Below are 22,029 nucleotides of genomic sequence, written 5' to 3'. Positions count from 1 at the left end.
GCTCACGTTGCGGCACCAAGTAAAAGGGTGGTTTTAACCGGTCCCTACGGGATCTCATTGAGAGGTATATATCATGGAAGCATTAGGATTGATTGAAACCAAGGGCCTGGTCGCACTGATCGAAGCATCGGATGCCATGGTTAAGGCTGCTCGCGTTAAATTGGTAGGAGTGAAGCAGATTGGTGGCGGTTTGGTGACCGCAATGGTTCGTGGTGATGTGGCCGCATGTAAGGCCGCAACAGATGCGGGCGCTGCTGCGGCACAACGTATCGGTGAACTGGTTTCTGTGCACGTTATTCCACGTCCGCATGGTGATCTGGAAGAAATTTTCCCTATCAAAATGTCTGGCGACAACCCACTGGATTAATCGTTGCTCGCGTGACGCCGTAATCTGACGTCACGCCATTTTATCTACCCAGATTTTTTGCTGCCTGCGGGCGGTGCGGGACGTCTTTGCTCTGCGTTTATGCAAAACGTTTTAAAAATAGTAAGGAGATAAACGTGAAACTGGCCGTCGTGATAGGACAGATCGTATGTACCGTGCGGCATCCCGGACTTGAGCACGACAAGCTGCTACTGGTTGAGACGATCAACCGTCAGGGTGAACCGAGCGGAGAGTGCAGCGTCGCAACCGACAGTATTGGCGCAGGTAACGGTGAATGGGTGCTGGTGGTGGGGGGAAGCTCCGCACGCCGTGCGCAACACAGTGAGGCATCACCCGTCGATTTAAGCATCATTGGCATCGTAGACGAAGTCGTGATGGAGAGTCAGGTGATTTTCCATAAGTAATTTCCCACAGTTGGTGGCTAACGCATTAGCCGTCATAAATAACGGGGCGGACAGTGAACATGGATCAGAAAGAAATAGAACAAGTGGTGAAGGCGGTACTGGCAGGGATAGCGTCAGCACCTGTGGCAACAGCATCCGTACCTAAGAAGCCAGATACTCAAGTATATAGCACAGGCGTTTTTGCCTCGCTTGATGACGCCGTTTCTGCCGCCAGAACGGCACAGTGCGGCCTCAAAACCGTGAGTATGCGCAAGATAGCGGTTGAAGCTATCCGCCATGCGGCTGAAAAGCACGCACAGTCACTGGCGGAAATGGCCGTACAAGAAACAGGCATGGGGCGCGTTGAAGATAAATTTGCCAAAAACGTGGCTCAGGCTCGTGGAACACCAGGCGTGGAATGCTTAGCACCACAGGTACTCACCGGAGATAACGGCCTAACGTTAATTGAAAACGCGCCGTGGGGCGTGGTGGCATCGGTAACACCGTCCACAAATCCGGCGGCAACGGTGATTAACAACGCGATCAGCATGATTTCTGCTGGTAACAGTGTAGTTTTCGCGCCGCATCCTGCGGCAAAAAAAGTCTCACAGCACGCGATCACGCTGCTTAACGAGGCCGTGATTGCCGCAGGTGGCCCCGCCAACTTGATGGTAACAGTGGCAAATCCAGATATTGATACTGCTCAACGCCTTTTCAAATATCCCGGTATTGGCCTGCTAGTGGTTACCGGCGGTGAAGCCGTGGTGGAGTCTGCACGCAAACACACGAACAAACGTCTGATTGCTGCGGGGGCGGGTAATCCGCCGGTGGTGGTGGATGAAACTGCCGATATCCCACGCGCGGCACGCGCTATCGTGCACGGTGCCTCTTTTGATAACAACATCATTTGCGCCGATGAAAAAGTGTTAATTGTTGTCGACAGCGTGGCCGATCGGCTTCTTGCTGAAATGCAACTTCAGCATGCGTTTTTACTCAGCTCTGCGCAGGTAGAACAGCTAGTGCCTCTGCTGCTGAAAAACATTGATGAGCATGGCAAAGGTACGGTTTGCCGTGATTGGGTTGGGCGTGACGCGGCCAAAATCGCAGCGGCGATTGGATTGGATGTTGATGTGAACATCCGTTTGCTGCTGGCTGAAACCTCGTCTTCGCATCCTTTTGCCGTAACGGAAATGATGATGCCGGTATTGCCTGTGATTCGTGTGGGTAATGTCGAGCAGGCCATTGCTTTGGCGGTGAAATTGGAAGGCGGTTGTCATCACACGGCGGCCATGCATTCGCGCCATATTGAAAACCTCAATCAGATGGCGAATGCCATTGATACCAGTATTTTTGTCAAAAACGGTCCTTGCATTGCAGGATTAGGGCTTGGCGGAGAAGGCTGGACCTCAATGACCATTACCACGCCAACGGGTGAGGGTGTGACTTCTGCGAGAACCTTTGTCCGTCTGCGCCGTTGTGTGCTGGTGGATACATTCCGCATCGTATAACGGAGGCGTAAATGACTCGAACCGCACAGGAATGGCTTCATCCGCGTTTGTTACGTGCAGCAGAACTGCATCAGGGAATTGCCGGAACAATAGAAGCCAGCCAGCCACTTTGGTTGGGCATTGATTTAGGCACCTGCGACGTGGTGTCGATGGTGGTGGATGCGGACGCTATTCCGGTGGCGGTTTGTCTGGACTGGGCGGATGTGGTTAGAGATGGCGTAGTGTGGGACTTTTTTGGTGCCGTCACGATTGTACGTCAGCACTTAGATACTTTAGAGGCTCAATTTGGTTGGCGTTTTGACCGTGCCACGACGTCATTTCCGCCGGGTACAGATCCCCGTATTTCAATCAACGTATTGGAAGCGGCGGGGCTAACCGTCACTAAAGTGTTGGATGAACCTACCGCAGTGGCCGATATGATGGGGTTAACGCATGCAGCAGTGGTGGATATTGGCGGTGGAACCACCGGTATTGCCATCGTTCAGCAAGGCGTAGTGGTTTACTCCGGCGATGAAGCCACCGGTGGCCATCATATTTCCCTCACGCTGGCAGGAAATCAGCGCATTCAGTTGGACGACGCCGAGCAAATGAAGCGCCAGCGGGGTGCAGATATCTGGCCTGTGGTGCGCGCGGTTTATGAAAAAATGGCTGATATCGTTGCGCAGCATATGCAAGGGCACCACGTCGATGAACTGTGGCTCGCAGGCGGTTCTTGTATGCAACCTGGGGTTAAGGCGTTATTTACCCAGCGTTTCCCACTCCTCGATATCCATCTCCCACCTCAGTCGATCTTCATGACACCGCTGGCGATTGCCGCTTGCGGCATTCGCGAAGGGGAGGGGTGTCATGCATAACTCATCGTTGCACGATATTCCGGCCAGCGAGTTAGTACAGACCGCGCTTTATCAGGCGTTGGATATGTTGAATTCGCGTCAGGTTCGGGAGTTCGCCGTGCCGCCTTCCACGCTGATGGGCCCAGGAGCGGTAAGCCGTTGTGGGCAGGCATTAGTCGATCGCGGCATTGAGCGCGTATTTCTCATGGTCGACGGTGGGTTACATCAGGCGGGAATGACGCAAGTTTTACTGCGCAGTCTTGAGCAGAGCGGGGTGGCGTATGAGATTTGGGCATGCCCGCCGGGGGAACCCATCGATACTGATGTTCATACGGCTGCCACGCAGCTTTTACAGGTACGGTGTGACGGTGTGATAGCGCTGGGCGGTGGCTCGGTGTTGGATGCGGCGAAAGCCACTGCGCTACAGGCAGCAAACCCAACGCTCAATTTTGCTGAGCTCACGCCGTCATCACGTCTCAAACGCCGCCTGCCGCTAATTGCGATCCCTACCACTGCAGGAACAGGTTCGGAGGCTACCAATGTTTCAGTCATTATTGCCATGCCCCAGCACCGTAAGCAGGTTTTGGTTCACGCCATGCTCATTCCAGACATGGCCATTATTGATGCTTGCTTGACGCTCGGTGTGCCGCCACACATTACGGCAGCAACCGGCATTGATGCGCTGACTCACGCCATTGAAGCCTACGTAGCGATTAACGTCACGGCGTTGACGCGCGCGTTGGCGTATCGAGCGATTACTCTCATTGGTCAGGCGTTACCGCAAGCGGTAGGGATGGGACAGGATCTGGCCGCGCGTGAGTCGCTGATGTTGGCCTCCTACATGGCAGGTATGGCGTTTTCCAATGCTGGGTTAGGGCTATGTCATGCCTGTGCACATCAGATTGGGGCGGCATATGGCATTCCACATGGCGTGGCGAACGCCATTATGTTGCCTCAGGTAATGGATTTTAACCGATTGGTTTGCAAAAGAACTTTTGCCGAAATTGGTCATGCTCTCACGCGTGAAACGCTGGATGCGGCAGACACCATTCGCGCAATAGCGCAGTTGATTGAAGATGTGGGGTTAGGCGGAAACCTGGCGAGCTATGGCGGGCAGGAGTCTGACTACGCTGAATTCGCTCGTGCAGCATTACAAGACGTGTGCATTCAAAGTAATCCACGCATCGTCACTGAAGCTCAAATCGTGGCGCTGTATCGGGGCTCGTGAGTTGACTAAAACAGGCGTTGAAGGAGAACAGGCTATGGGCATTAACGAAATTATCATGTACATCATGATGATCTTCATGCTGATTGCGGCAGTGGATCGCATATTTACCCAGTTTGGCGGCTCGGAACAGATTTTAGGCAAAGTTGGCCTCGGCTCGCTGGGAAAGAGTATTTCCGGCTCTGGGGGGCAATTCGAAGAAGGCTTTATGGCAATGGGCGCATTGGGCTTGGCGATGGTCGGTATGACCGCGCTGGCACCCGTTTTAGCTTACTTGCTTGGGCCAATCATTATTCCTATTTATGAAATGCTGGGTGCCAACCCATCAATGTTTGCAGGTACGCTGCTGGCATGTGATATGGGCGGCTTCTTCCTCGCTAAAGAGTTGGCGGGCGGAGATATTGCAGCGTGGCTCTATTCTGGTTTGATCCTAGGTTCCATGATGGGGCCGACCATCGTGTTCTCGATCCCCGTGGCGTTGGGAATTATCGAAAAATCAGATCGCCGCTATTTGGCTCTAGGTGTGTTGGCGGGGATTGTCACCATTCCGATTGGCTGTATCGCTGGTGGGCTGGTGGCGATGTATTCCGGCGTGGAAGTTAACGGCCAACCGGTGGTATTCACGATGAGCCTGATCCTGATGAACATGATCCCGGTACTGATCGTGGCGGCGCTGGTTGCGCTGGGGTTGAAGCTGATTCCAGAGAAAATGATCAACGGCTTTCAAATCTTTGCCAAGATTTTGGTGGCGATCATCACCGTTGGTTTAGCGGCGGCGGTGGCTAAATTTGCCGTCGGTTGGACGATAATCCCAGGTCTAGATCCGATCTTCATGACTGAAGGTGATAAGCCCGGCCAGGTTATGCGTGCGATCGAAGTCATCGGCTCTATCTCCTGCGTACTGTTGGGTGCATACCCGATGGTATTGCTGCTAACCCGTTGGTTTGAAAAACCGTTGATGCGCGTTGGTGGATTGCTGCGGGTTAACAATATGGCGGCGGGCGGTATGGTAGCGACGCTGGCAAACAACATCCCAATGTTTGGCATGATGAAACAAATGGATGCGCGCGGCAAAGTAATCAACTGTGCGTTCGCCGTCTCAGCGGCCTTTGCTTTGGGCGATCACCTTGGCTTTGCCGCTGCGAATATGCCTAGCATGATTTTCCCCATGATCGTTGGCAAGTTGGTCGGTGGGGTAACTGCCATCGGTGTGGCAATGATGTTGGTCCCGAAAGGGGAAGACGTTGCAGTCGACGCTGTGCAACCAGTGTCAGAGGAGTCCTAGCGTGAAAACTCTCGAACTGCTTAGCGTCGGCATTGATATTGGCACAACCACAACGCAGGTGATCTTTTCTCGCCTGTCGTTGGTGAACCGTGCGTCTATTTCTCAGGTTCCCCGCTATGAGTTCGTGAAGCGCGAGATTATTTGGCAGAGCCCAGTGTTGTTTACACCGGTTGATTTCGCTGGCTTCCTGCGGGAAGAAGAGCTGCTAGCATTAGTATTGGCTCAGTATCAGGCTGCTGGGATTGCGCCGGAAACTATCGACTCTGGTGCCATTATCATCACCGGTGAAACAGCAAAAACCCGCAATGCGCGTCCGGCAATCGTGGCACTATCTCAACGGTTAGGTGACTTTGTTGTCGCCACCGCCGGCCCACATTTGGAGTCGATAATTGCCGGTTTCGGTTCTGGTGCGCAGACCTTATCCGAGCAAAAAATGGCGCGGGTATTGAATATTGATATCGGTGGTGGCACCGCCAACTACGTGCTGTTTGAAGCAGGGCGCGTTATCAGCTCCGCCTGTTTAAACGTGGGGGGACGACTGCTTGAAACTCGCTCTGATGGCCACGTGTTACGTGCACATCCTGCCGGACAATGGATTGCCGACTCTCTGTTTGGCGATGGGGTGAATGTTGAAAACCTGACGGTAATACAGCTCAATCAAATAGCTGCACGCATGGCGCAACTGCTATTAGAAGTGTTCAATGGCGCACCTTCTTCACTGGCTCAGCGACTGCTGATGACTGATGCCTTACCCGTATGTGATTCGCTGTATGCCTTAACGTTATCTGGCGGCGTAGGCGAGTGTTTTCGTGCAGGTGAAAACGATAACCCATTCCGGTTTGGCGATATTGGTCCGCTGCTGGCGCAAGCCATTCACAACGATCCCGGTTTTGCCACACTACCGGTGCAGGTTCCGAATCAAACCGTGCGTGCCACCGTGATTGGTGCGGGTGCACATACGCTTTCTCTTTCTGGCAGCACTATCTGGCTCGATGGTCTCTCGCTTCCCATTCGCAATATTCCGGTGGTTCATCCTGCTGGAGGTAACGCTGCACTGCTGGTAGACGAGTGGCTGCAAGCGCTGACTCAAATGGATTTACAGCCACAGCAAGATCTCTATGCATTGGCATTACCCACTGAACTGCCCGTGAGCTATGCCTCGGTGCAGCAGTGTATAGAAGCTTTGCAGACGTTTTGCGCTCATTTTCCTAATCCACATCCGCTGCTGGTCGTCGCCTGCCAAGACTTTGGCAAAGCGTTGGGCATGTTGCTGCGGCCGATGATGGCACAACGTCAGCTGGCGGTGATCGATGAAGTGATCACCCGAACCGGCGATTACATTGATATCGGCACACCGCTATTTGGCGGTGCAGTGGTGCCGGTCACCGTCAAATCACTGGCTTTTCCTTCTTAAGGGAATCTCATTATGAAACTAAAAACACAACTATTTGGTAAGTCGTATCAGTTCAAGGATGTGAAGCAGGTACTGGCGAAAGCCAACGAACTGCGTTCGGGGGATGTGTTGGCTGGCGTGGTGGCTGGAAGTTCGCAAGAGCGCGTAGCGGCCAAGCAGGTGCTATCAGAGATGACGATTGCGGATATTCGTATGAATCCGGTTATCCCGTATGAAGAAGACTGCGTGACCCGCATTATTCAAGATGACATCAACGAAACTGCCTATGCCCGAGTGAAAAACTGGAATATCAGCGAACTTCGAGAATACATCCTTGATGATGAAACCAGCGTGGACGATATTGCCTTTTTACGCAAAGGGATAAGCTCCGAGGTGGTTGCTGCGGTGGCCAAGATTTGTTCCAACGCTGACTTGATTTACGGTGCCAAAAAGATGCCGGTGATTAAGAAAGCCAATACCACGATTGGTCTTCCTGGCACCTTCAGCGCCCGTTTACAACCTAACGATACCCGTGACGATGTGCAGAGTATCGTGGCGCAAATTTATGAAGGGCTTTCGTTTGGGTTGGGCGATGCTGTTATCGGGGTTAACCCAGTGACCGATGATGTCGATAACCTGAGCCGTGTGTTAGATACCATTTACGGTGTAATAGACAAGTTTTCAATTCCGACCCAAGGCTGCGTGCTGGCGCATGTGACGACCCAAATTGAAGCGATTAAACGCGGCGCACCGGGTGGCCTGATTTTCCAAAGTATTTGTGGTAGTGAAAAAGGGCTGAAAGAGTTCGGTGTTGAGCTGGCAATGCTGGATGAAGCGCGTGCAGTGGGCGCGGAATATAACCGCATCGCAGGTAGCAATTGTCTCTACTTTGAAACTGGACAAGGCTCTGCGCTATCTGCTGGCGCTAACTTCGGTGCCGATCAGGTCACGATGGAGGCGCGCAACTACGGTTTGGCGCATCACTACGATCCTTTCATCGTTAATACCGTGGTGGGTTTTATCGGGCCAGAGTATTTGTATAACGATCGCCAGATCATTCGCGCCGGTTTGGAAGACCATTTCATGGGCAAACTGAGCGGGATCTCAATGGGCTGCGATTGCTGCTACACCAATCATGCTGATGCCGACCAAAACCTTAACGAAAACCTGATGATCCTACTAGCGACCGCCGGATGTAACTACATCATGGGGATGCCGCTGGGTGACGACATCATGCTCAACTATCAAACTACTGCATTTCACGATACCGCCACGGTGCGTCAGTTATTGAATCTGCGCCCATCGCCGGAGTTTGAGCGCTGGCTTGAAACAATGGGGCTGATGGCAAATGGTCGCTTGACCGCACGCGCCGGTGATCCGTCGCTATTTTTCTGATTTCTGAGGTGAATCATCATGGATCAAAAACAAATAGAAGAGATTGTGCGCAGCGTGATGTTACGCATGGGGCAGGTCGAAGTTGCTACGCAACCGGCATCGGCAGCAGCCAGTGCAGATAACGTTGAGTGTTGTTCTATGGATCTCGGTTCTGAAGAAGCTAAGCAGTGGATTGGCGTGACCAATCCGCATCGCCTTGATGTGCTGCAAGAGTTGCGCAGCAGCACGGCAGCGCGAGTATGTACTGGCCGCGCAGGCCCTCGTCCACGTACTCAGGCACTGCTGCGTTTTCTGGCTGACCATTCGCGCTCCAAAGATACGGTACTAAAAGAGGTGCCGCTGGAGTGGGTACAAAAGCATGGCCTACTGGAAGTGCAGTCTGAAATCAGTGACAAAAACCTGTATCTCACTCGTCCAGATATGGGGCGATGCCTTAGCGCCAGTGCAATAGAAACATTGAAAACCCAGTGCAAAGCCAATCCTGATGTGCAGGTGGTTATTTCTGATGGGCTATCGACTGATGCCATCACAGCTAACTATGACGAGATCCTACCGCCGTTGCTGAAAGGTTTGGAACTTGCAGGGATGAACGTTGGCACGCCGTTCTTTGTGCGCTATGGCCGCGTGAAAATTGAAGATCAGATTGGCGAATTACTGGGCGCGAAAGTGGTGATTTTGCTGGTTGGTGAGCGCCCTGGATTGGGGCAATCGGAAAGCCTTTCCTGCTATGCAGTCTATTCGCCACGAGTGGCAACCACCGTAGAAGCTGATCGCACCTGCATTTCAAATATCCATCGAGGCGGAACGCCTCCGGTTGAAGCGGCTGCGGTAATTGTGGATTTGGCAAAAAGAATGCTGGAGCAAAAAGCTTCTGGTATTTCGATGACTCGTTAAGGAGCAAACACTATGCCAGCATTAGATTTTATTAAACCAAGCGTCAAAGCGATGAGAGTTATTGCTGCGCTGCAAGACAATTTCCGTTGCGAGTTGAAATTGCCATCCCATATTAGCAGTCTTGGCCTGATTACCGTTGATTCTGACGATGTGGCTTACATCGCCGCCGATGAAGCCACCAAACAAGCTCAGGTAGAAGTGGTGTATGGCCGCTCACTGTATGCCGGTGCCGCACATTCACCATCACCGTCTTCGGGTGAAGTGATTATTATGCTCGGCGGGCCGAACCCTGCCGAAGTGCGTGCCGGTTTAGATGCGATGTTTGCCATGATCGAGCAAGGGCCAGCATTCCAATGGGCCAGCGATGCCGAGGATACGGCGTTTCTAGCCCATGTGGTTTCACGTACTGGCTCCTACCTTTCTGCCTCTACCGGCATTCGTTTAGGTGACCCGTTAGCATATTTGGTTGCTCCACCGCTGGAGGCCACATTTGGCATTGATGCCGCGCTGAAATCGGCCAATGTGCAGTTAGTGACCTATGTTCCACCACCGTCAGAAACCAACTACTCCGCTGCGTTTTTAAGCGGTAGTCAGGCGGCCTGCAAAGCTGCGTGTAATGCGTTTAGCGAAGCGGTATTGGAAATAGCACGCTGCCCTATTCAGCGCGCTTAACGGAGGACGGCCATGATCAACGCGCTGGGATTACTGGAAGTTTCGGGTCTGGTCGCGGGAATTGATGCAGCTGATGCCATGCTCAAAGCCGCCGATGTAAGAGTTCTCAACCATCAGGTGATTTCGCCGGGGTGGGTTACGTTAGTCATCGAAGGCGATCTGGCTGCCTGCCGTGCGGCGCTGGATGCCGGTGTTGCCGCTGCTAGCCGTACCGGTACGGTTATCAGCCGTAAAGAGATTGGCCGTCCGGATCCCGACATTGAAGAGTTCGTTTTAGAACTGCGCGGTGTCAGGCCGAAAGCGCATGCGGTGTCTGATCATGTGGAGGATCCAGAACAGGTGCCGGCCACAGAGGAGAACGATGCAGCATGGCTGCTGGAAGCATTGTTGGCGGAAATTGCCAGCCATGCTCAAGGCATGACGGTCGGTGAAGTTGCTGCGCGTTATCAGCTTAGCTTGAAGCAGAGCAAGTATGCGTTAGAAGGGCTGCTGCGAGAGGGCAAACTGCGTAAGCGCGGCAGCCGTTATCGCGTGAAGGCGGTGAACAGGGAGGTGGGCCATGAGTGACCCGAGCCAAATGCGCATTGCGCTAACACCCGAGGAGATCCGCGCTCGGGTTGCGGCGGCGGGCGGTGCGGGGCTTCCTACTTACGTAAAACTTCAGGCGAAGGCGGAGATTTATCTGGTCAATGCTGCCGAGTGTGAGCCGCTGTTGCAGGTCGATCAACAACTGGTGGTGCGGTCGGCCGATAGCTTGCTGCGTAGCCTGCAATACGCCATGTGTACCACGCAAGCTGCAAGTCAATCCGCAGGAGAAAAAGGCGCACTGGTATACAGCATGGTGGTGCCTAATCCACACCCGGAATGCTGGCAGCAACTGGTTGGATAACACTTGTGGGTTTCTACCGAGGAGCGCATATGAAAAAAAAACCAGAGCTCGATCTGCACCATCTTTTTTCTGGGGAAATCGATCCAGAGAATTGCAAACCGTTAGTTGAGCAAGAAAATGTTCATCAACGAAAGTCGCAAGATGTGTATGAACACGCCTGCACTATCACCGCATGGCAGCAACTTTATGATCAGCTCCACCCAGGAAAGTTTAAAGGTGAACTAACCGAAATTCTTTTTGATGGTGTGCAGATTTTCCGTGAATACACCAGCTTAGCTCTGCGCCAATCTTGCATGGTGTGGCCGGATGCCTTCTGGTTTGGGATCCCTGAGTTGAAAGGTGAACACGGTTTTATCGGTGCGCAACCACTGGACTTACAAGAAATCGCGGTTCGCCCTGGAGGAAAAGAGTTTGAACTCAGCACTCCAGATGATTACACCATTCTCGGCGTGGTGGTTTCTCATGATATGTTGTTTAACCACGCAGCATCGTTACTCGACCCTGATCGTCTGTTGCAATTGCTCAACAGTAACCCGGCTCTGGAAGTGAATGCTTATCAAAAAGAATTCCTATGGTATTTCATTAATCAGGTGCTATTGCACGGCAGCGTGGATCCTGAATGTATGCAACTGGCAAATGTGCGCAAAGTGTTGTGCCACAACCTGCTAACGGCGATGACCAATTTACTGGAAGGCGCACAGCCAGTCTCGACCCGACAAGTGCACAGCCGAATTAACTATCGACATCTGGTCTCACAGGCGAGGGAATATCTGTTGAGCCAATCTTCTGAGCCGGTAACTGTGTTGGATTTATGCCGTGAGTTATACGTTAGCCGTAGAACGCTGCAAAACGGTTTTCATCAGGTGCTAGGCATTGGGCCGAACGCGTGGCTAAAAGCATTGCGCCTGAATGCGGTACGCCGCGAACTGGTCAGCCCATATTCTGAGTGCCGCACCGTGAAGGACGCCGCGATGCAGTGGGGATTTTGGCATTTAAGCCAGTTTGCTATTGATTATCAGCGTCTGTTTAATGAAAAACCATCGGCTTCGCTGGCCGCGCGTGGTACTCGCTTTATCTAGTCATCATGGCGGGGTATACAAACAAAAACGGACCTCCATGGAGATCCGTTGATATGAATTTGGTGCCCGGACTCGGAATCGAAATAAACTACCTGATGAATTGTTATTAAACGATATTATTATATTCGATAAATGTAGAGACCTCCGTTAAGGCTCCCGGAATCGTGTGGCAGGCAGAAGGTGAAGGGGCGGGCCCCTTCCATGCCTCGTTAAGGAATCACAACTTCGTTTGTGTAGCCCCACATGAGCGTATATATACCTGTTAGCATCTCTACAACGGTTTTATCTCATATTCTGGCAGAGAATATTGGGTAATAAATGTATCGAGTGACTTGGTATCCGGCAGGGCAGTTAGGGCACCTTTCTGGGTTGTTGCCAATGCGCCACAGGCGCTGGCCTGGGCGATAGCGCGCCGGAGCTGATCAAAGCTCTGCGGTATGCCGGTATGCGCTATACATGCAAGCAAACCTGCCAGAAAAGCATCGCCAGCCCCGGTCGTATCTACGCTATCTACGGTGTAGCCGTTAAAATGGATGACCATGTCGCGCCAGAGCACCATGGCACCTTGCGCGCCGTAGGTCACGATTTTCATCTCGGCTGGCAGGACCTTAAGGGCATTCAGGGCTCTGGTAAAATCGTGAGTGCCTGTCATCCAGTACCACTCTTCCTCAGATAGTTTCAGGATGTCGGCCTGTGTGGCGAAATGGTGTACGCGAGTGAGCATTTCTTGCTTATCACCCCACATTTGTTCGCGTAAGTTCACATCGAAACTCAATAGTCCGCCGCGCTGTTTTATTTTCCCGACGGCGGTGGCTAACGTATCGCGACAGGCTTCGGCAACAAGCGCCAGGGAGCAGCAGTGCAGTATATCGTTGCTAAATTCGGGTAGGGCATCTGAAGTTAAAAATTGATCGGCGGAAGGATTGGTCAGAAACGTAAATCCACGTTCTCCACCACTTTTCAGGGAAACCAGTACCGTGCTGGTTCTGTGCTGGTTATCCATCTGTAGGCATTGGATTGAGACACCAGAGTCGCACAGCGTTTTTCTTAAAAAATGGCCGAAGTCATCGTCACCCACCCGGCCAATAAATCCACTCTGACAATTCAAACGGGCAGTTCCGACTGCAACGTTGAAAGGCGCACCTCCTGCGCAGGCCTGATACTGCATATCTGAAAGCGGTAAGAGATCGACCACCGCATCGCCAAGGGTCCAGATGTTCATGAAATTTCCTCACAAGTAATAATCTTTTTTTACACTTAAGTAATCAGCGGTGGCGACGCAGTGATCAAGTAAATGCGAGATCCGCTTCCCTCGCACCGCTGATGATTTAAAAGTTGTAATCCAACATCAGTTTATAGTTAGTAGTGATGGCATCTCCGTTGGTTACCCAGCTCCCGCTCTGATTAATCAACGCACCGGTTACTTCTCCGGAAACGGTGACGCGGGAGGTCAGAGGATAATTTGCCGACACCTTCAGGAAACGATTTCGGGTATTCTGGAAGACTTCTCCATCTTCGGGTTGGGCATTATTTTTCTTATAATGCCCATATCCGCCGCTGAGGGTTGTTGATAGTTTCCCCCAGTTGCGCCAGACACCGAGCGATGTGGTCCAACTTTTTTCGTCGATATCACCCCATTGCTCTCTGTCTAATATTGCAGAGGCGAATTGCTGGCGAAACCAGACGCCGGTTGTGTTGTTAATAATATATTGAACGCCAGGCTCGATTTTAAATGAGCGCACGTCACGGTCATTTTGTGACCCCCCGCTGCGGCGATGATCTATCTGCTGATACAGGTAATTGAAGAATGAGAAACGGTCCGTTACTCGTAGATCGGTAAAAAATTTGACGCGTCCCTGCCAGCGATCCTCGATTGACGAGCTTCCTCCCATAACGTCCCAGCCATAGCGCAGGCGTTTGTAGAAGTATTCATGGCCGACAATAAGTTGTGTCCACTGATTTTGGCTGAGGTAAGTCTGGTTCTCCCACGTACCGTTGTAGTTCGTTGTTCTGCCTTCAGAAAATGCCAGATACCAGCCGGGTAAAGCATCGTGGCGCATAACTCCCTGAACAAAAGTCAGTGAATCGCTCCCGTTGTGGAACTGGCTGTTACGCCAGTTATTATCCTCAATGGCATATTTCATTTTAAGCTGGCCATGAACGCGACCGCCGGCACGATTGGAGGATTGGGTTGAGGTCCACATGACATCCTCATCCAGATATGACCAAGGGTCCACGGCAACGACCTTTCCCGATAAATCCTTCATGATGCTCATACTTGCATTGGCCAGAATCGGAAGCATAAGAGCACAAATAACAGCTAGGGCATGATGGTTTTTCATAATAATATCCCGTTAAATCATTTCTTTTATTTTCAATATTGCGTGAAAATTATCGTTTTGAGGCAGGCTGATACTCCATGGCTTCTCAGGCATGGAATACATACGGGTACTGAATGCCGCTTTGTTGTTAATGTAAAAAATAGCAATTGAGTCCTGAATCAGGACACGTAGCTCAACGTTTTCACCAAGCGGAACATCAACCCAGGATTCGGCGTTGGCCTGATGAATTGTTGCCAGCGGAGAGTTAAAGAAATAGACTTTCCCTTTGCTTTTATTGAAAACAACGTTGAGCGGTGCGTCACTCACGCTATCGCCTGTCAAACCAAAGCTCATGACCATTCCTGCGGAGGGAACATCCACTGTTGCAGTCAGTTCTCCACGTCTGGGCAGTGGCGAATAAACAGATGACTGTAATAGGCCAAACGGCGTTGCCGTTTTTAGCGTTTTAACATGATCTATGGTGTAAACCGGACCACGGTTGTCATTGATGACCGTCTGAAGTTCCTGCGGGATGACGCTATTGAGCTGCCCCTGAGCATCAGCGGTCAGTTCATGAGCAACCAGATTTCCTGCCCAGTCGATGTTGCCTCTGTCACTGTTTCCTGCTTTGGTCGGGATCCAGCCGAAAACAAACAAACGATCGTCTTTTATTGCTAATTTGCCTGCATAAAAACCTGAACCATCCACAACATAGTTATCCAGCTTGCGCCATGGCCCGTCTGGATTGTCCGCAACCCTATACTGCGTCAGGCGCAGCGGCCATTGATCGCTGAAGCTCAGATACCAGCGCCCGTTAAAGAAGACTAACGTAGGGCATTCAAGGTTTGAATTACTGGTGATGGTATCGTTGTCAAAAAATATGCCGCGATCTTCCCAGTTTTTTAAATCCGTTGAACTGTAACGTGCAATAATACCGCGACCGCTACTGCGGGTGGTAATCAGCATCCAGTACTCTTTCTTTTCTTCAACCCAGACGACGTGAGGATCACGGAAGTCATTACCTCGATAGTTAACGCCCGGCAGAATAGTGTCCTGCGGGTGTTTCACCCAGTGAAGGCGGTCTTTACTGGTGGCATGCATGATTGATTCAACTGGGAATACGTTTTCATTATGTGCGGTATACCACGCGTGCCAAGTATCGCCCACTTTGATAATAGAGCCAGTCCCCAGGAGCAGTTCTGGATCGTTAACGTCATTAACGTAAGGAATAACTTCTGAATGGTTCTGATAATGATATAAATTGGCGCTGGACAGCAGGTGAATCGCATGCACGCCTAAATCGCTGCCGCCTCGTACGTCATTAAGGTAAAAAATATCGAATTCGCCTTCGTTATAGACAGGCATCGGATCGCCAATAAATGACCCCTCCACCAGAGGGAAAAAGTCATTAATACGGGTGATGCTTTTATTCTGTAATGTTTCTTTAGACTGTTGTGAATACGCAGGCATATTCCCTACGGAAAGTGCAAGCAGAGCAACGAGTACCGATGAAATTAATTTTTTCATGCTACACCCAGAGTGTTAGAAGTTATAAGTAACGCCAACCACGGTGAACGGATTCCATGAATGTCCCGTATTTGTCCAGAGCCCTGTTTCTTTTGTAAATTGTGCTTTGAATTCACCATATAAACGAACTTCGCCAAATACCGGATAGCTGATGGTGCTGCCAATAAATTTATAACGACCATCATAAAATATTTCTTGGGCGTTACTGGCGTTGTAAACTTTTTTCTGCCCGAAGCCTATATACACTGACGTTAATAGGGGGTACCAGTTTCTCCAGAGTCCGGCGGTTACTTTACTTTTCTGCTCAATAATATCACCCCAGTTTTCACGCCCCTGGCGGTTATGGTAATAATAAGGACGTAAATACAGGCCGAGATCCGGATTGATGCGATATTGAATAGCCGGTTCAATTTCAAAAATATACTGTTCAAGATCACCATTGCCTGGTTGGTTACCCTGGGGTTGGTATTCGCCATAGGCATATCCGGCAAGGCTCCATTTATTGGTCAGGCGTAAGTCCTGCCAGACTTTGAAACGGTTTTTCCAGCGTTTCGTTGCTGTTTCGGAACCGACCATCACTTCTGTACCAATATTTCCTCGCCAGGTTTCAAAAATGTGCCCGATAAAAATCTCATTAATTGTGTTCGAGCCGTTATAGTCCTGATTGCTGAATTGTCCTTTATAACTGTCTTCCCTGGCATTCCAGAAACCAAAGTACCAGTTAGGCAGTTCATCATGTCTTAAAAAAGCCTGAATGGTTGCAAGTTTGAATTTTCCGCTATTTTTCTGATTATCGCTCCAGCGAACATCATCAATCTCTATCTGGGTACCGATGTTTCCGTGCAAAGCGCCGGCCTCCATATTACGGCCAATGCTGTTCCAGTGAACCGGAGGTGCTTCCTGCCTTAACCGCAGTAGGCTGACGTTTCCCGGACTGTCCGCAGCAATATCCTGTTTTTGCTCTGGCGTTTTATTATAGGTTTCAGGGGATAACGCTACCGACGCTGAAGAGGCTGCCTGTCCGGTTGCTGTACCCGAAGTCACAGAGGGTGATGAAATGCTACCTGTTGAATTTTGATTCCCTTTTTTTACAGGGGAATTGTTATGTTGCAGGTTTTCAGCCTCATCGTGAAAATAGCTTTGATAGTTTCCTGTATAAATATCCGAGTTCTCTACAGCTTCTTCGGCGATGGCAGGAAAAGCGGCTAATAACACCAGAAGTGCCAAAGCTGTTTTTCTTGACGGTGGCTTATTTTTATTCATCGTTATAGCGTGATGATGAGGTATTAATATTTCATCCATTTGGCTATCTCATTATTCCAGATAATATAATGCCAGCCAGAGACTGGCAGAAATAAAAATGCACAATATAAAGGGCGCGATGATTTTGGATGGAATTATTTATCCAGAGACCAATATCCAGCTTCTTTTAACTCAGCGACTCCGTTATTTGCGAACAATATAATATCGCGCTGACCCGGCTGCGGATAAATTCGACTGCTTAGACACGCTTCGCCCTCGTTGACAAATACTTCCACGGAGGAGCGGTCGATGAAAATTCGTAGAGAAAGAGTATTGTCAGTGGGCAGTGCAATACTGCGTATTCCCTCAAGGGAGAATTCAGGATAGCGACGCTCCACTACCAGACGCTGGGCCTGATTATCAACGTAAATTCTCAGCCCCTCCCCCAGTGCAATACCATACTGTTCAGCCGTAGACGCGTTACGCTCCCATTTCAGCAGAACCTCCACCGCTTCTGCATCTGCTGCGACAAATATCTTCTGATTATTCAGGTGATGGGTTGGCGCAGGATAATAGGTACCGCGCAGTGCGGTGACTTCTTCAGTGGGTTTCATCAGCACGCGATTATTGTTACCTAGACTTAATTCGCGCGGCAGAGAGAGCATACCGGCCCATCCATCCTGTTGTTCCGGCATCGGTGATTCCCACATATCCAGCCAGCCGATGACTATGCGGCGACCATCCGGACTCAGGAAGCTTTGCGGAGCATAAAAATCGTGGCCGCTGTCCATCTCGATAAATTGTCCGTCATGGGTTAACGGTTGACCTGGCTGCCACTCACCGAGCACATATCCGCTCTGGAACAGGTTGCGATTTTTATAGCCTTCTGCCGCCATCCCCTGCGGGGAGAACATCAGCACGCGTACACCATTCAGTGTAAAGAAGTCAGGACACTCCCACATATAGCCCATGCCTTCTTTGGCCTCAGCGAAAATGCCTTCATTGTGCCATTCGCGAAGATCGGTGGAGCAGTACAGTCGCACCTGGCCGGTATTCTCCACGCGGGAGCCTACAACCATGTACCAGTATTCACCTTCGCGCCATACCTTTGGATCGCGAAAATGATGCAGGCCTGGTGGTGTATCAATCACCATACCATGACGTTCGAAATGTATGCCGTCACGACTGGTTGCCAGACATTGCACTTGGTAGAGGTTGTCATCAGTGTCTGCCGAACCATGAAATTTATGTCCGGTATAAATCAGCGCCAGCGTATCACCGTCCACCACGGCAGAGCCGGAGAAACAACCGTCTTTATCCGCCGGACCTTCCGGTGCCAGAGCGACAGGCAGATGCTCCCAGTGAATCAAATCTTTACTGCGAGCATGCCCCCAATGCATTGGACCCCATTTTGTTGAATAGGGATGATGTTGATAAAATACGTGGTACCAACCGTCAAACCATACCAGGCCGTTAGGGTCGTTCATCCAACCTGCGCGAGCGGCAAGGTGATAGCGAGGATACCAGCGAGTGTTAATCTCGGACTGTGCTTTTTCAAGCGTCTGTTCAGCCTGTTCTAATAAGGATGTCATTGTCGTTACTCTCGATAATTTACACAGCGCCTTGCTGCAAAAATGATTGCTCAGTAGAGGACTTATTTGAGCGCAAAAGGAAGATGGAAATAAACGTGGTGCAGAACACCATGATGCCCATGATCAGATAGGACTGGGCAAAGCCAAATTTTTCGTAGCTGAAACCAGCCAGTGGTGATAACACGGTGCCAATAATTGAGCTGGTGCAGGCGAATCCCACCAGATAAATCGTGGAGGACAAGCGCTTATCGAAATTCAGGCTGTTGTATTTAAAAATGGAAACTAACAGTATCGGCAACTCCAACGCATGCAGCAGTTTAGTAATCGAAATCAGCAATGGTCCTTCCACCAGTCCGGAGCCGATCATGCGAAGCGCCATCACCATACCTGCGAATATCAGGCCATTTTTAGCCCCAATTCGGTTAACCAGCCACGGCGCACAGAACATGCCTGCTGCTTCCAGGAAGACCTGGACGGAGTTTAAATAGCCGAACATGGCATTCCCCTCTTTTAATGTCGGGAACTGCGAGGAGAAATAGACGGGGAATTGCTGATCGTAGACGCCGTAAATACAGGTTCCGACCACGAAGAAGATTAGTGCCCAGAAGTGTGGCAACGTTAGCAGACGTAGGGCATCTTCAAGGGATATTTTTTTAGCACCCAACTCTAGTTTCTCCATACTCGCTGGTGCCGCGACTTTTAAGCGGGCCAGCACACAGAAGAAGACCAGGCCAGAGCATGATGCCACCAGGAAGTTAAGGTCGGGATTGATATTAAACAGCAGCCCGGCAAAAAATGTGGCGACGGCCCAACCCAGAGAACCCCACATGCGGGCTCGTCCAAATTCGAAGGTACTCTGACGCGCAACGCGCTCGGTATAGGACTCTAGTACGCCGATCCCGCCGTTAAACGTCAGACCGATAAACAGGCCGCCGAAAACGCTACCTAGCAAGATATTTACGCTAAGCAAATAGCCAAAAAGGAGATAAGCGGGGCCGGACAGAATCAACAGTGCGGTGATAAACCACAGGAGGTTTTTGCGTAAACCGAGCCTGTCCTGAATAAAACCATAGCAGACCTGGGTAAAGAGAGCGGAGACCGATAATACGGAAAAGATAATGCCCGTTTCTGATGCCTTTAACCCAACTTCTTGATGAAGCCAAATAGAGAGAAGTGAACTTGACGAAGACCAAGTTACAAAGAAAAAGAACAGCAGGGCACTGAGCTGTACATAACTGCGGGAAGGCCGTTTTTTCATCTTAGCAATCTCATAGCGGATTATATGCATTAATGGTAACGTTAACACATTGGGTGTTCATCGCTTTTTGGCTTGATATTCGATGTTAATCACAAGAGTTAACGTTAACATTTATTTTTTGAGATCGAGATCAGATTTTGCTCCCGATATGCAAAAAAAATGGTTCCCAATGTTTAGAATAGTAAATGCACTGTTGCGGAAAATCCTTATTGTTGGGTTTAATTACGCAACAGGGATTTGGTCGTTTGTTTGCTAAATGGAAGGTTATGGCGTCTTTAAAAGATGTGGCCAAACTGGCTAATGTGTCATTAATGACAGTATCGCGGGTGTTAAACAACCCTGAACGCGTGAAGCCTGAAACCCTTTCCCGGGTGCAGGCGGCGATTCAGCAGCTGAACTATGTGCCAGACCTGTCTGCCAAACGGATTCGTAGTATCGGCACCAAAAACAAAACGATTGGTGTGCTGGCGTTGGATACGGTAACCACGCCTTTCTCGGTCGAAATTACGCTGTCTATTGAGGAAACCGCCCGCGCCCACGGCTGGAATAGCTTCGTGGTTAACATGTTCTCTGATGATAACCCCGATGATATTGTCAATCTGCTGCTCGCCCACCGGCCGGGGGGGATTATTTTCACCACCATGGGGCTGCGCGAAGTGCACGTTTCCCCTAAGTTACTGATGCATCCTTGTGTACTGGCAAACTGCGAGAACAAGGGCGAGCCGGTTGCCTGCTATATCCCGAACGATGAGCAGGGCCAGTATACCGCAGTGCAGGCGCTGCTGGCGGCGGGGTACCGTCGTCCCCTCTGCCTGCATTTACCGGTTAACCATCTGGCGACTGTCCGCCGTCGTCAGGGGCTTGAGCGCGCCTTTCATGAGGCCAAGATCAATCCCGATGCGCTTGATCATTACTACATGCAATATGGCGATGAGCACTATCGTGATATTCCTGGCATACTGCTGGCGTATATTCATCAGGGTAAACCGAATTTTGATTCGGTGATTTGTGGCAATGACCGCATCGCATTTATGGTGTATCAGACGCTTTTGGGACAAGGGATACGTATCCCTCAGGATATTGCGGTTCTTGGCTACGATAACCTTGTGGGCGTCGGTAATCTGTTTTTACCGCCACTGTCTACGGTACAGTTGCCGCATTACGAAATTGGGCGCCTGAGTACGTTGCACATTATCAATGGTGATAGCCACCAAGAGAGAGTACTGGTTGATAGCCCGTGGCTGCCGCGCGAGTCATTTTGATAGCGCGTTATTAGGCGCGCGATCCTGTTGTGTCCGGCACGTTCACCCAAGTCTTTCATATCGAGCCAAATTTTTCGATAACCATAAACCGTACCGCTTTCAAGCCACAGCTGTTTAATGAAGCCTGTTTGGCGCTCATCTTGCCTGGCGCGCAAAGATTTAGGCCGCTTTAACCGCTGGTAATAACCGCTATAATGGAGGCTAAGAACCAGACACAAGCGGCGTACAGCGTAAAAAGATGACATTATTTTTTTAATGAAGGCGTACTTCAGTCCGACGTTCTTGCAAAGTACGCAGCGGCCTTTTTAAAATATCTCGCTCTTCAGTCACCCGCTTAAGTTCTTGCCTAAGGCACTTTACTTCATGCTGAAGGGCATCGTCCTTCTTACGTTGCGGTTCGGTTTTTGGTAACGCTTGATCCATGCGTGAAGGCTATTGGTGGAAACGCCGAGTCGTGCCGCAACCTCAGATACAGGGTATCCCTGCTCGTTAATCTGTTTTACAGCTTCAATTTTGAATTCTTCAGTGAAATTTTTGGCTGACATAAACACTCTTTCATTGAGCCTCCATTATGAGGCAAAAAAATGTCTACGAAACCCAGGTCTATTCAGGCCTTGGCAGGGCGCGTTATGGTGAGGACCTGACAGAACAGTCATTTTTGTAACTGTTAGATGATGCCGATCGGAAAAACATTAACTCTCTTGAGATCATGTGCCACCCAGCCTTCATAGACAAAATCCTACTGGCCAGTGGTTATTGCTATCCACGCCTCACTGAGCTGGAAATACTAACCTCCCCGCGATTAAAACAAATGATCGCCGATTGTGTCTATCGTTTGGGGGCGTATCTCGATTGTTGAATGTCAGTTCATGTGTGGTTATGAATT

At 50.5% G+C, this 22,029-nt stretch carries 20 protein-coding genes and 2 pseudogenes; 15 read left to right on the top strand and 7 right to left on the bottom strand.

Features of this window, described 5'->3' with window-relative positions:
• Positions 1–73 precede the first annotated feature (73 nt).
• The 13 genes from eutM to eutR all read left to right on the top strand — a co-directional run bounded on the left by eutM (position 74) and on the right by eutR (position 11,941).
• Positions 74–367: an ethanolamine utilization microcompartment protein EutM gene (gene eutM / locus A6J67_RS22530; protein WP_005189879.1), complete on the top strand. Its 294-nt coding sequence runs from the start codon at positions 74–76 to the stop codon at positions 365–367.
• A 134-nt stretch (positions 368–501) separates the two neighbouring features.
• On the top strand, positions 502–789 hold the full coding sequence (eutN, locus tag A6J67_RS22525) for an ethanolamine utilization microcompartment protein EutN (RefSeq protein WP_032907291.1): 288 nt from the start codon (positions 502–504) through the stop codon (positions 787–789).
• Positions 790–848: 59 nt separating this feature from the next.
• Entirely contained in the window at positions 849–2,276 is a 1,428-nt protein-coding gene (locus A6J67_RS22520) for an aldehyde dehydrogenase family protein (RefSeq protein WP_042569132.1), read from the top strand.
• Positions 2,277–2,287: 11 nt separating this feature from the next.
• The gene (gene eutJ, locus A6J67_RS22515) at positions 2,288–3,130 is read left to right on the top strand and encodes an ethanolamine utilization protein EutJ (RefSeq protein WP_005189870.1); all 843 of its coding nucleotides are present in this window, start codon (positions 2,288–2,290) and stop codon (positions 3,128–3,130) included.
• Positions 3,123–4,337: an iron-containing alcohol dehydrogenase gene (locus tag A6J67_RS22510; protein WP_032907289.1), complete on the top strand. Its 1,215-nt coding sequence runs from the start codon at positions 3,123–3,125 to the stop codon at positions 4,335–4,337. Before eutJ ends, A6J67_RS22510 begins: the two co-directional genes overlap by 8 nt.
• Before the next feature lie 34 nt (positions 4,338–4,371).
• Positions 4,372–5,619: an ethanolamine utilization protein EutH gene (eutH, locus tag A6J67_RS22505; RefSeq protein ID WP_005189864.1), complete on the top strand. Its 1,248-nt coding sequence runs from the start codon at positions 4,372–4,374 to the stop codon at positions 5,617–5,619.
• A gap of 1 nt (position 5,620) precedes the next feature.
• The gene (gene eutA, locus A6J67_RS22500) at positions 5,621–7,033 is read left to right on the top strand and encodes an ethanolamine ammonia-lyase reactivating factor EutA (protein ID WP_105165866.1); all 1,413 of its coding nucleotides are present in this window, start codon (positions 5,621–5,623) and stop codon (positions 7,031–7,033) included.
• A gap of 12 nt (positions 7,034–7,045) precedes the next feature.
• Positions 7,046–8,407, top strand: a complete 1,362-nt coding sequence (locus A6J67_RS22495) for an ethanolamine ammonia-lyase subunit EutB (RefSeq protein WP_005189856.1) — start codon at positions 7,046–7,048, stop codon at positions 8,405–8,407.
• 18 nt (positions 8,408–8,425) lie between these two features.
• A complete protein-coding gene (eutC, locus tag A6J67_RS22490) occupies positions 8,426–9,301 on the top strand; it encodes an ethanolamine ammonia-lyase subunit EutC (protein ID WP_042569134.1) in 876 nt (291 codons plus the stop codon).
• Between the two features lie 12 nt (positions 9,302–9,313).
• On the top strand, positions 9,314–9,973 hold the full coding sequence (gene eutL / locus A6J67_RS22485; RefSeq protein ID WP_005189853.1) for an ethanolamine utilization microcompartment protein EutL: 660 nt from the start codon (positions 9,314–9,316) through the stop codon (positions 9,971–9,973).
• A 12-nt stretch (positions 9,974–9,985) separates the two neighbouring features.
• Positions 9,986–10,540 carry a BMC domain-containing protein gene (locus A6J67_RS22480; RefSeq protein WP_050297790.1) on the top strand — a complete coding sequence of 185 codons (555 nt, stop codon included), beginning with the start codon at positions 9,986–9,988 and terminating at the stop codon, positions 10,538–10,540.
• A complete protein-coding gene (locus tag A6J67_RS24000; protein ID WP_050297791.1) occupies positions 10,533–10,862 on the top strand; it encodes a hypothetical protein in 330 nt (109 codons plus the stop codon). Before A6J67_RS22480 ends, A6J67_RS24000 begins: the two co-directional genes overlap by 8 nt.
• A 29-nt stretch (positions 10,863–10,891) precedes the next feature.
• A complete protein-coding gene (eutR, locus tag A6J67_RS22470) occupies positions 10,892–11,941 on the top strand; it encodes an HTH-type transcriptional regulator EutR (RefSeq protein WP_005189847.1) in 1,050 nt (349 codons plus the stop codon).
• 271 nt (positions 11,942–12,212) lie between these two features.
• Here eutR and A6J67_RS22465 read toward each other — a convergent pair whose 3' ends face one another.
• The 6 genes from A6J67_RS22465 to A6J67_RS22440 form a co-directional block, all read right to left on the bottom strand.
• Positions 12,213–13,163 (bottom strand): aminoimidazole riboside kinase, encoded by a 951-nt coding sequence (locus A6J67_RS22465; protein WP_042569137.1) that lies wholly within the window; start codon positions 13,161–13,163, stop codon positions 12,213–12,215.
• Positions 13,164–13,269: 106 nt separating this feature from the next.
• Positions 13,270–14,283 carry an OmpG porin family protein gene (locus tag A6J67_RS22460; RefSeq protein ID WP_042569138.1) on the bottom strand — a complete coding sequence of 338 codons (1,014 nt, stop codon included), beginning with the start codon at positions 14,281–14,283 and terminating at the stop codon, positions 13,270–13,272.
• A 12-nt stretch (positions 14,284–14,295) separates the two neighbouring features.
• Entirely contained in the window at positions 14,296–15,789 is a 1,494-nt protein-coding gene (locus A6J67_RS22455; protein ID WP_080608436.1) for a family 43 glycosylhydrolase, read from the bottom strand.
• A 15-nt stretch (positions 15,790–15,804) separates the two neighbouring features.
• Positions 15,805–17,091, bottom strand: coding sequence for an OmpG porin family protein (locus tag A6J67_RS22450; protein ID WP_050288902.1), 1,287 nt, complete (start codon positions 17,089–17,091; stop codon positions 15,805–15,807).
• Positions 17,092–17,186: 95 nt separating this feature from the next.
• Entirely contained in the window at positions 17,187–18,623 is a 1,437-nt protein-coding gene (locus A6J67_RS22445; protein ID WP_050074576.1) for a glycoside hydrolase family 32 protein, read from the bottom strand.
• Positions 18,624–18,642: 19 nt separating this feature from the next.
• Positions 18,643–19,881 carry an MFS transporter gene (locus tag A6J67_RS22440; protein ID WP_042570090.1) on the bottom strand — a complete coding sequence of 413 codons (1,239 nt, stop codon included), beginning with the start codon at positions 19,879–19,881 and terminating at the stop codon, positions 18,643–18,645.
• 266 nt (positions 19,882–20,147) lie between these two features.
• On the opposite strand from A6J67_RS22440, the gene A6J67_RS22435 reads away from it, so the two are divergent.
• Positions 20,148–21,143 carry a LacI family DNA-binding transcriptional regulator gene (locus A6J67_RS22435; protein WP_042569142.1) on the top strand — a complete coding sequence of 332 codons (996 nt, stop codon included), beginning with the start codon at positions 20,148–20,150 and terminating at the stop codon, positions 21,141–21,143.
• A gap of 8 nt (positions 21,144–21,151) precedes the next feature.
• Here A6J67_RS22435 and A6J67_RS22430 read toward each other — a convergent pair.
• A pseudogene (locus A6J67_RS22430) lies at positions 21,152–21,688 on the bottom strand (transposase); the annotation flags it as partial.
• An 83-nt stretch (positions 21,689–21,771) separates the two neighbouring features.
• Between A6J67_RS22430 and A6J67_RS23760 the strand changes: the two are divergent.
• Positions 21,772–22,002, top strand: a pseudogene (locus A6J67_RS23760) (ChbG/HpnK family deacetylase); the annotation flags it as partial.
• Between the last annotated feature and the right edge of the window lie 27 nt (positions 22,003–22,029).

Source organism: Yersinia sp. FDAARGOS_228, from assembly GCF_002073315.2.
Classification (GTDB): domain Bacteria; phylum Pseudomonadota; class Gammaproteobacteria; order Enterobacterales; family Enterobacteriaceae; genus Yersinia; species Yersinia intermedia.
This window is presented reverse-complemented; position numbering and strand designations above follow the sequence as displayed.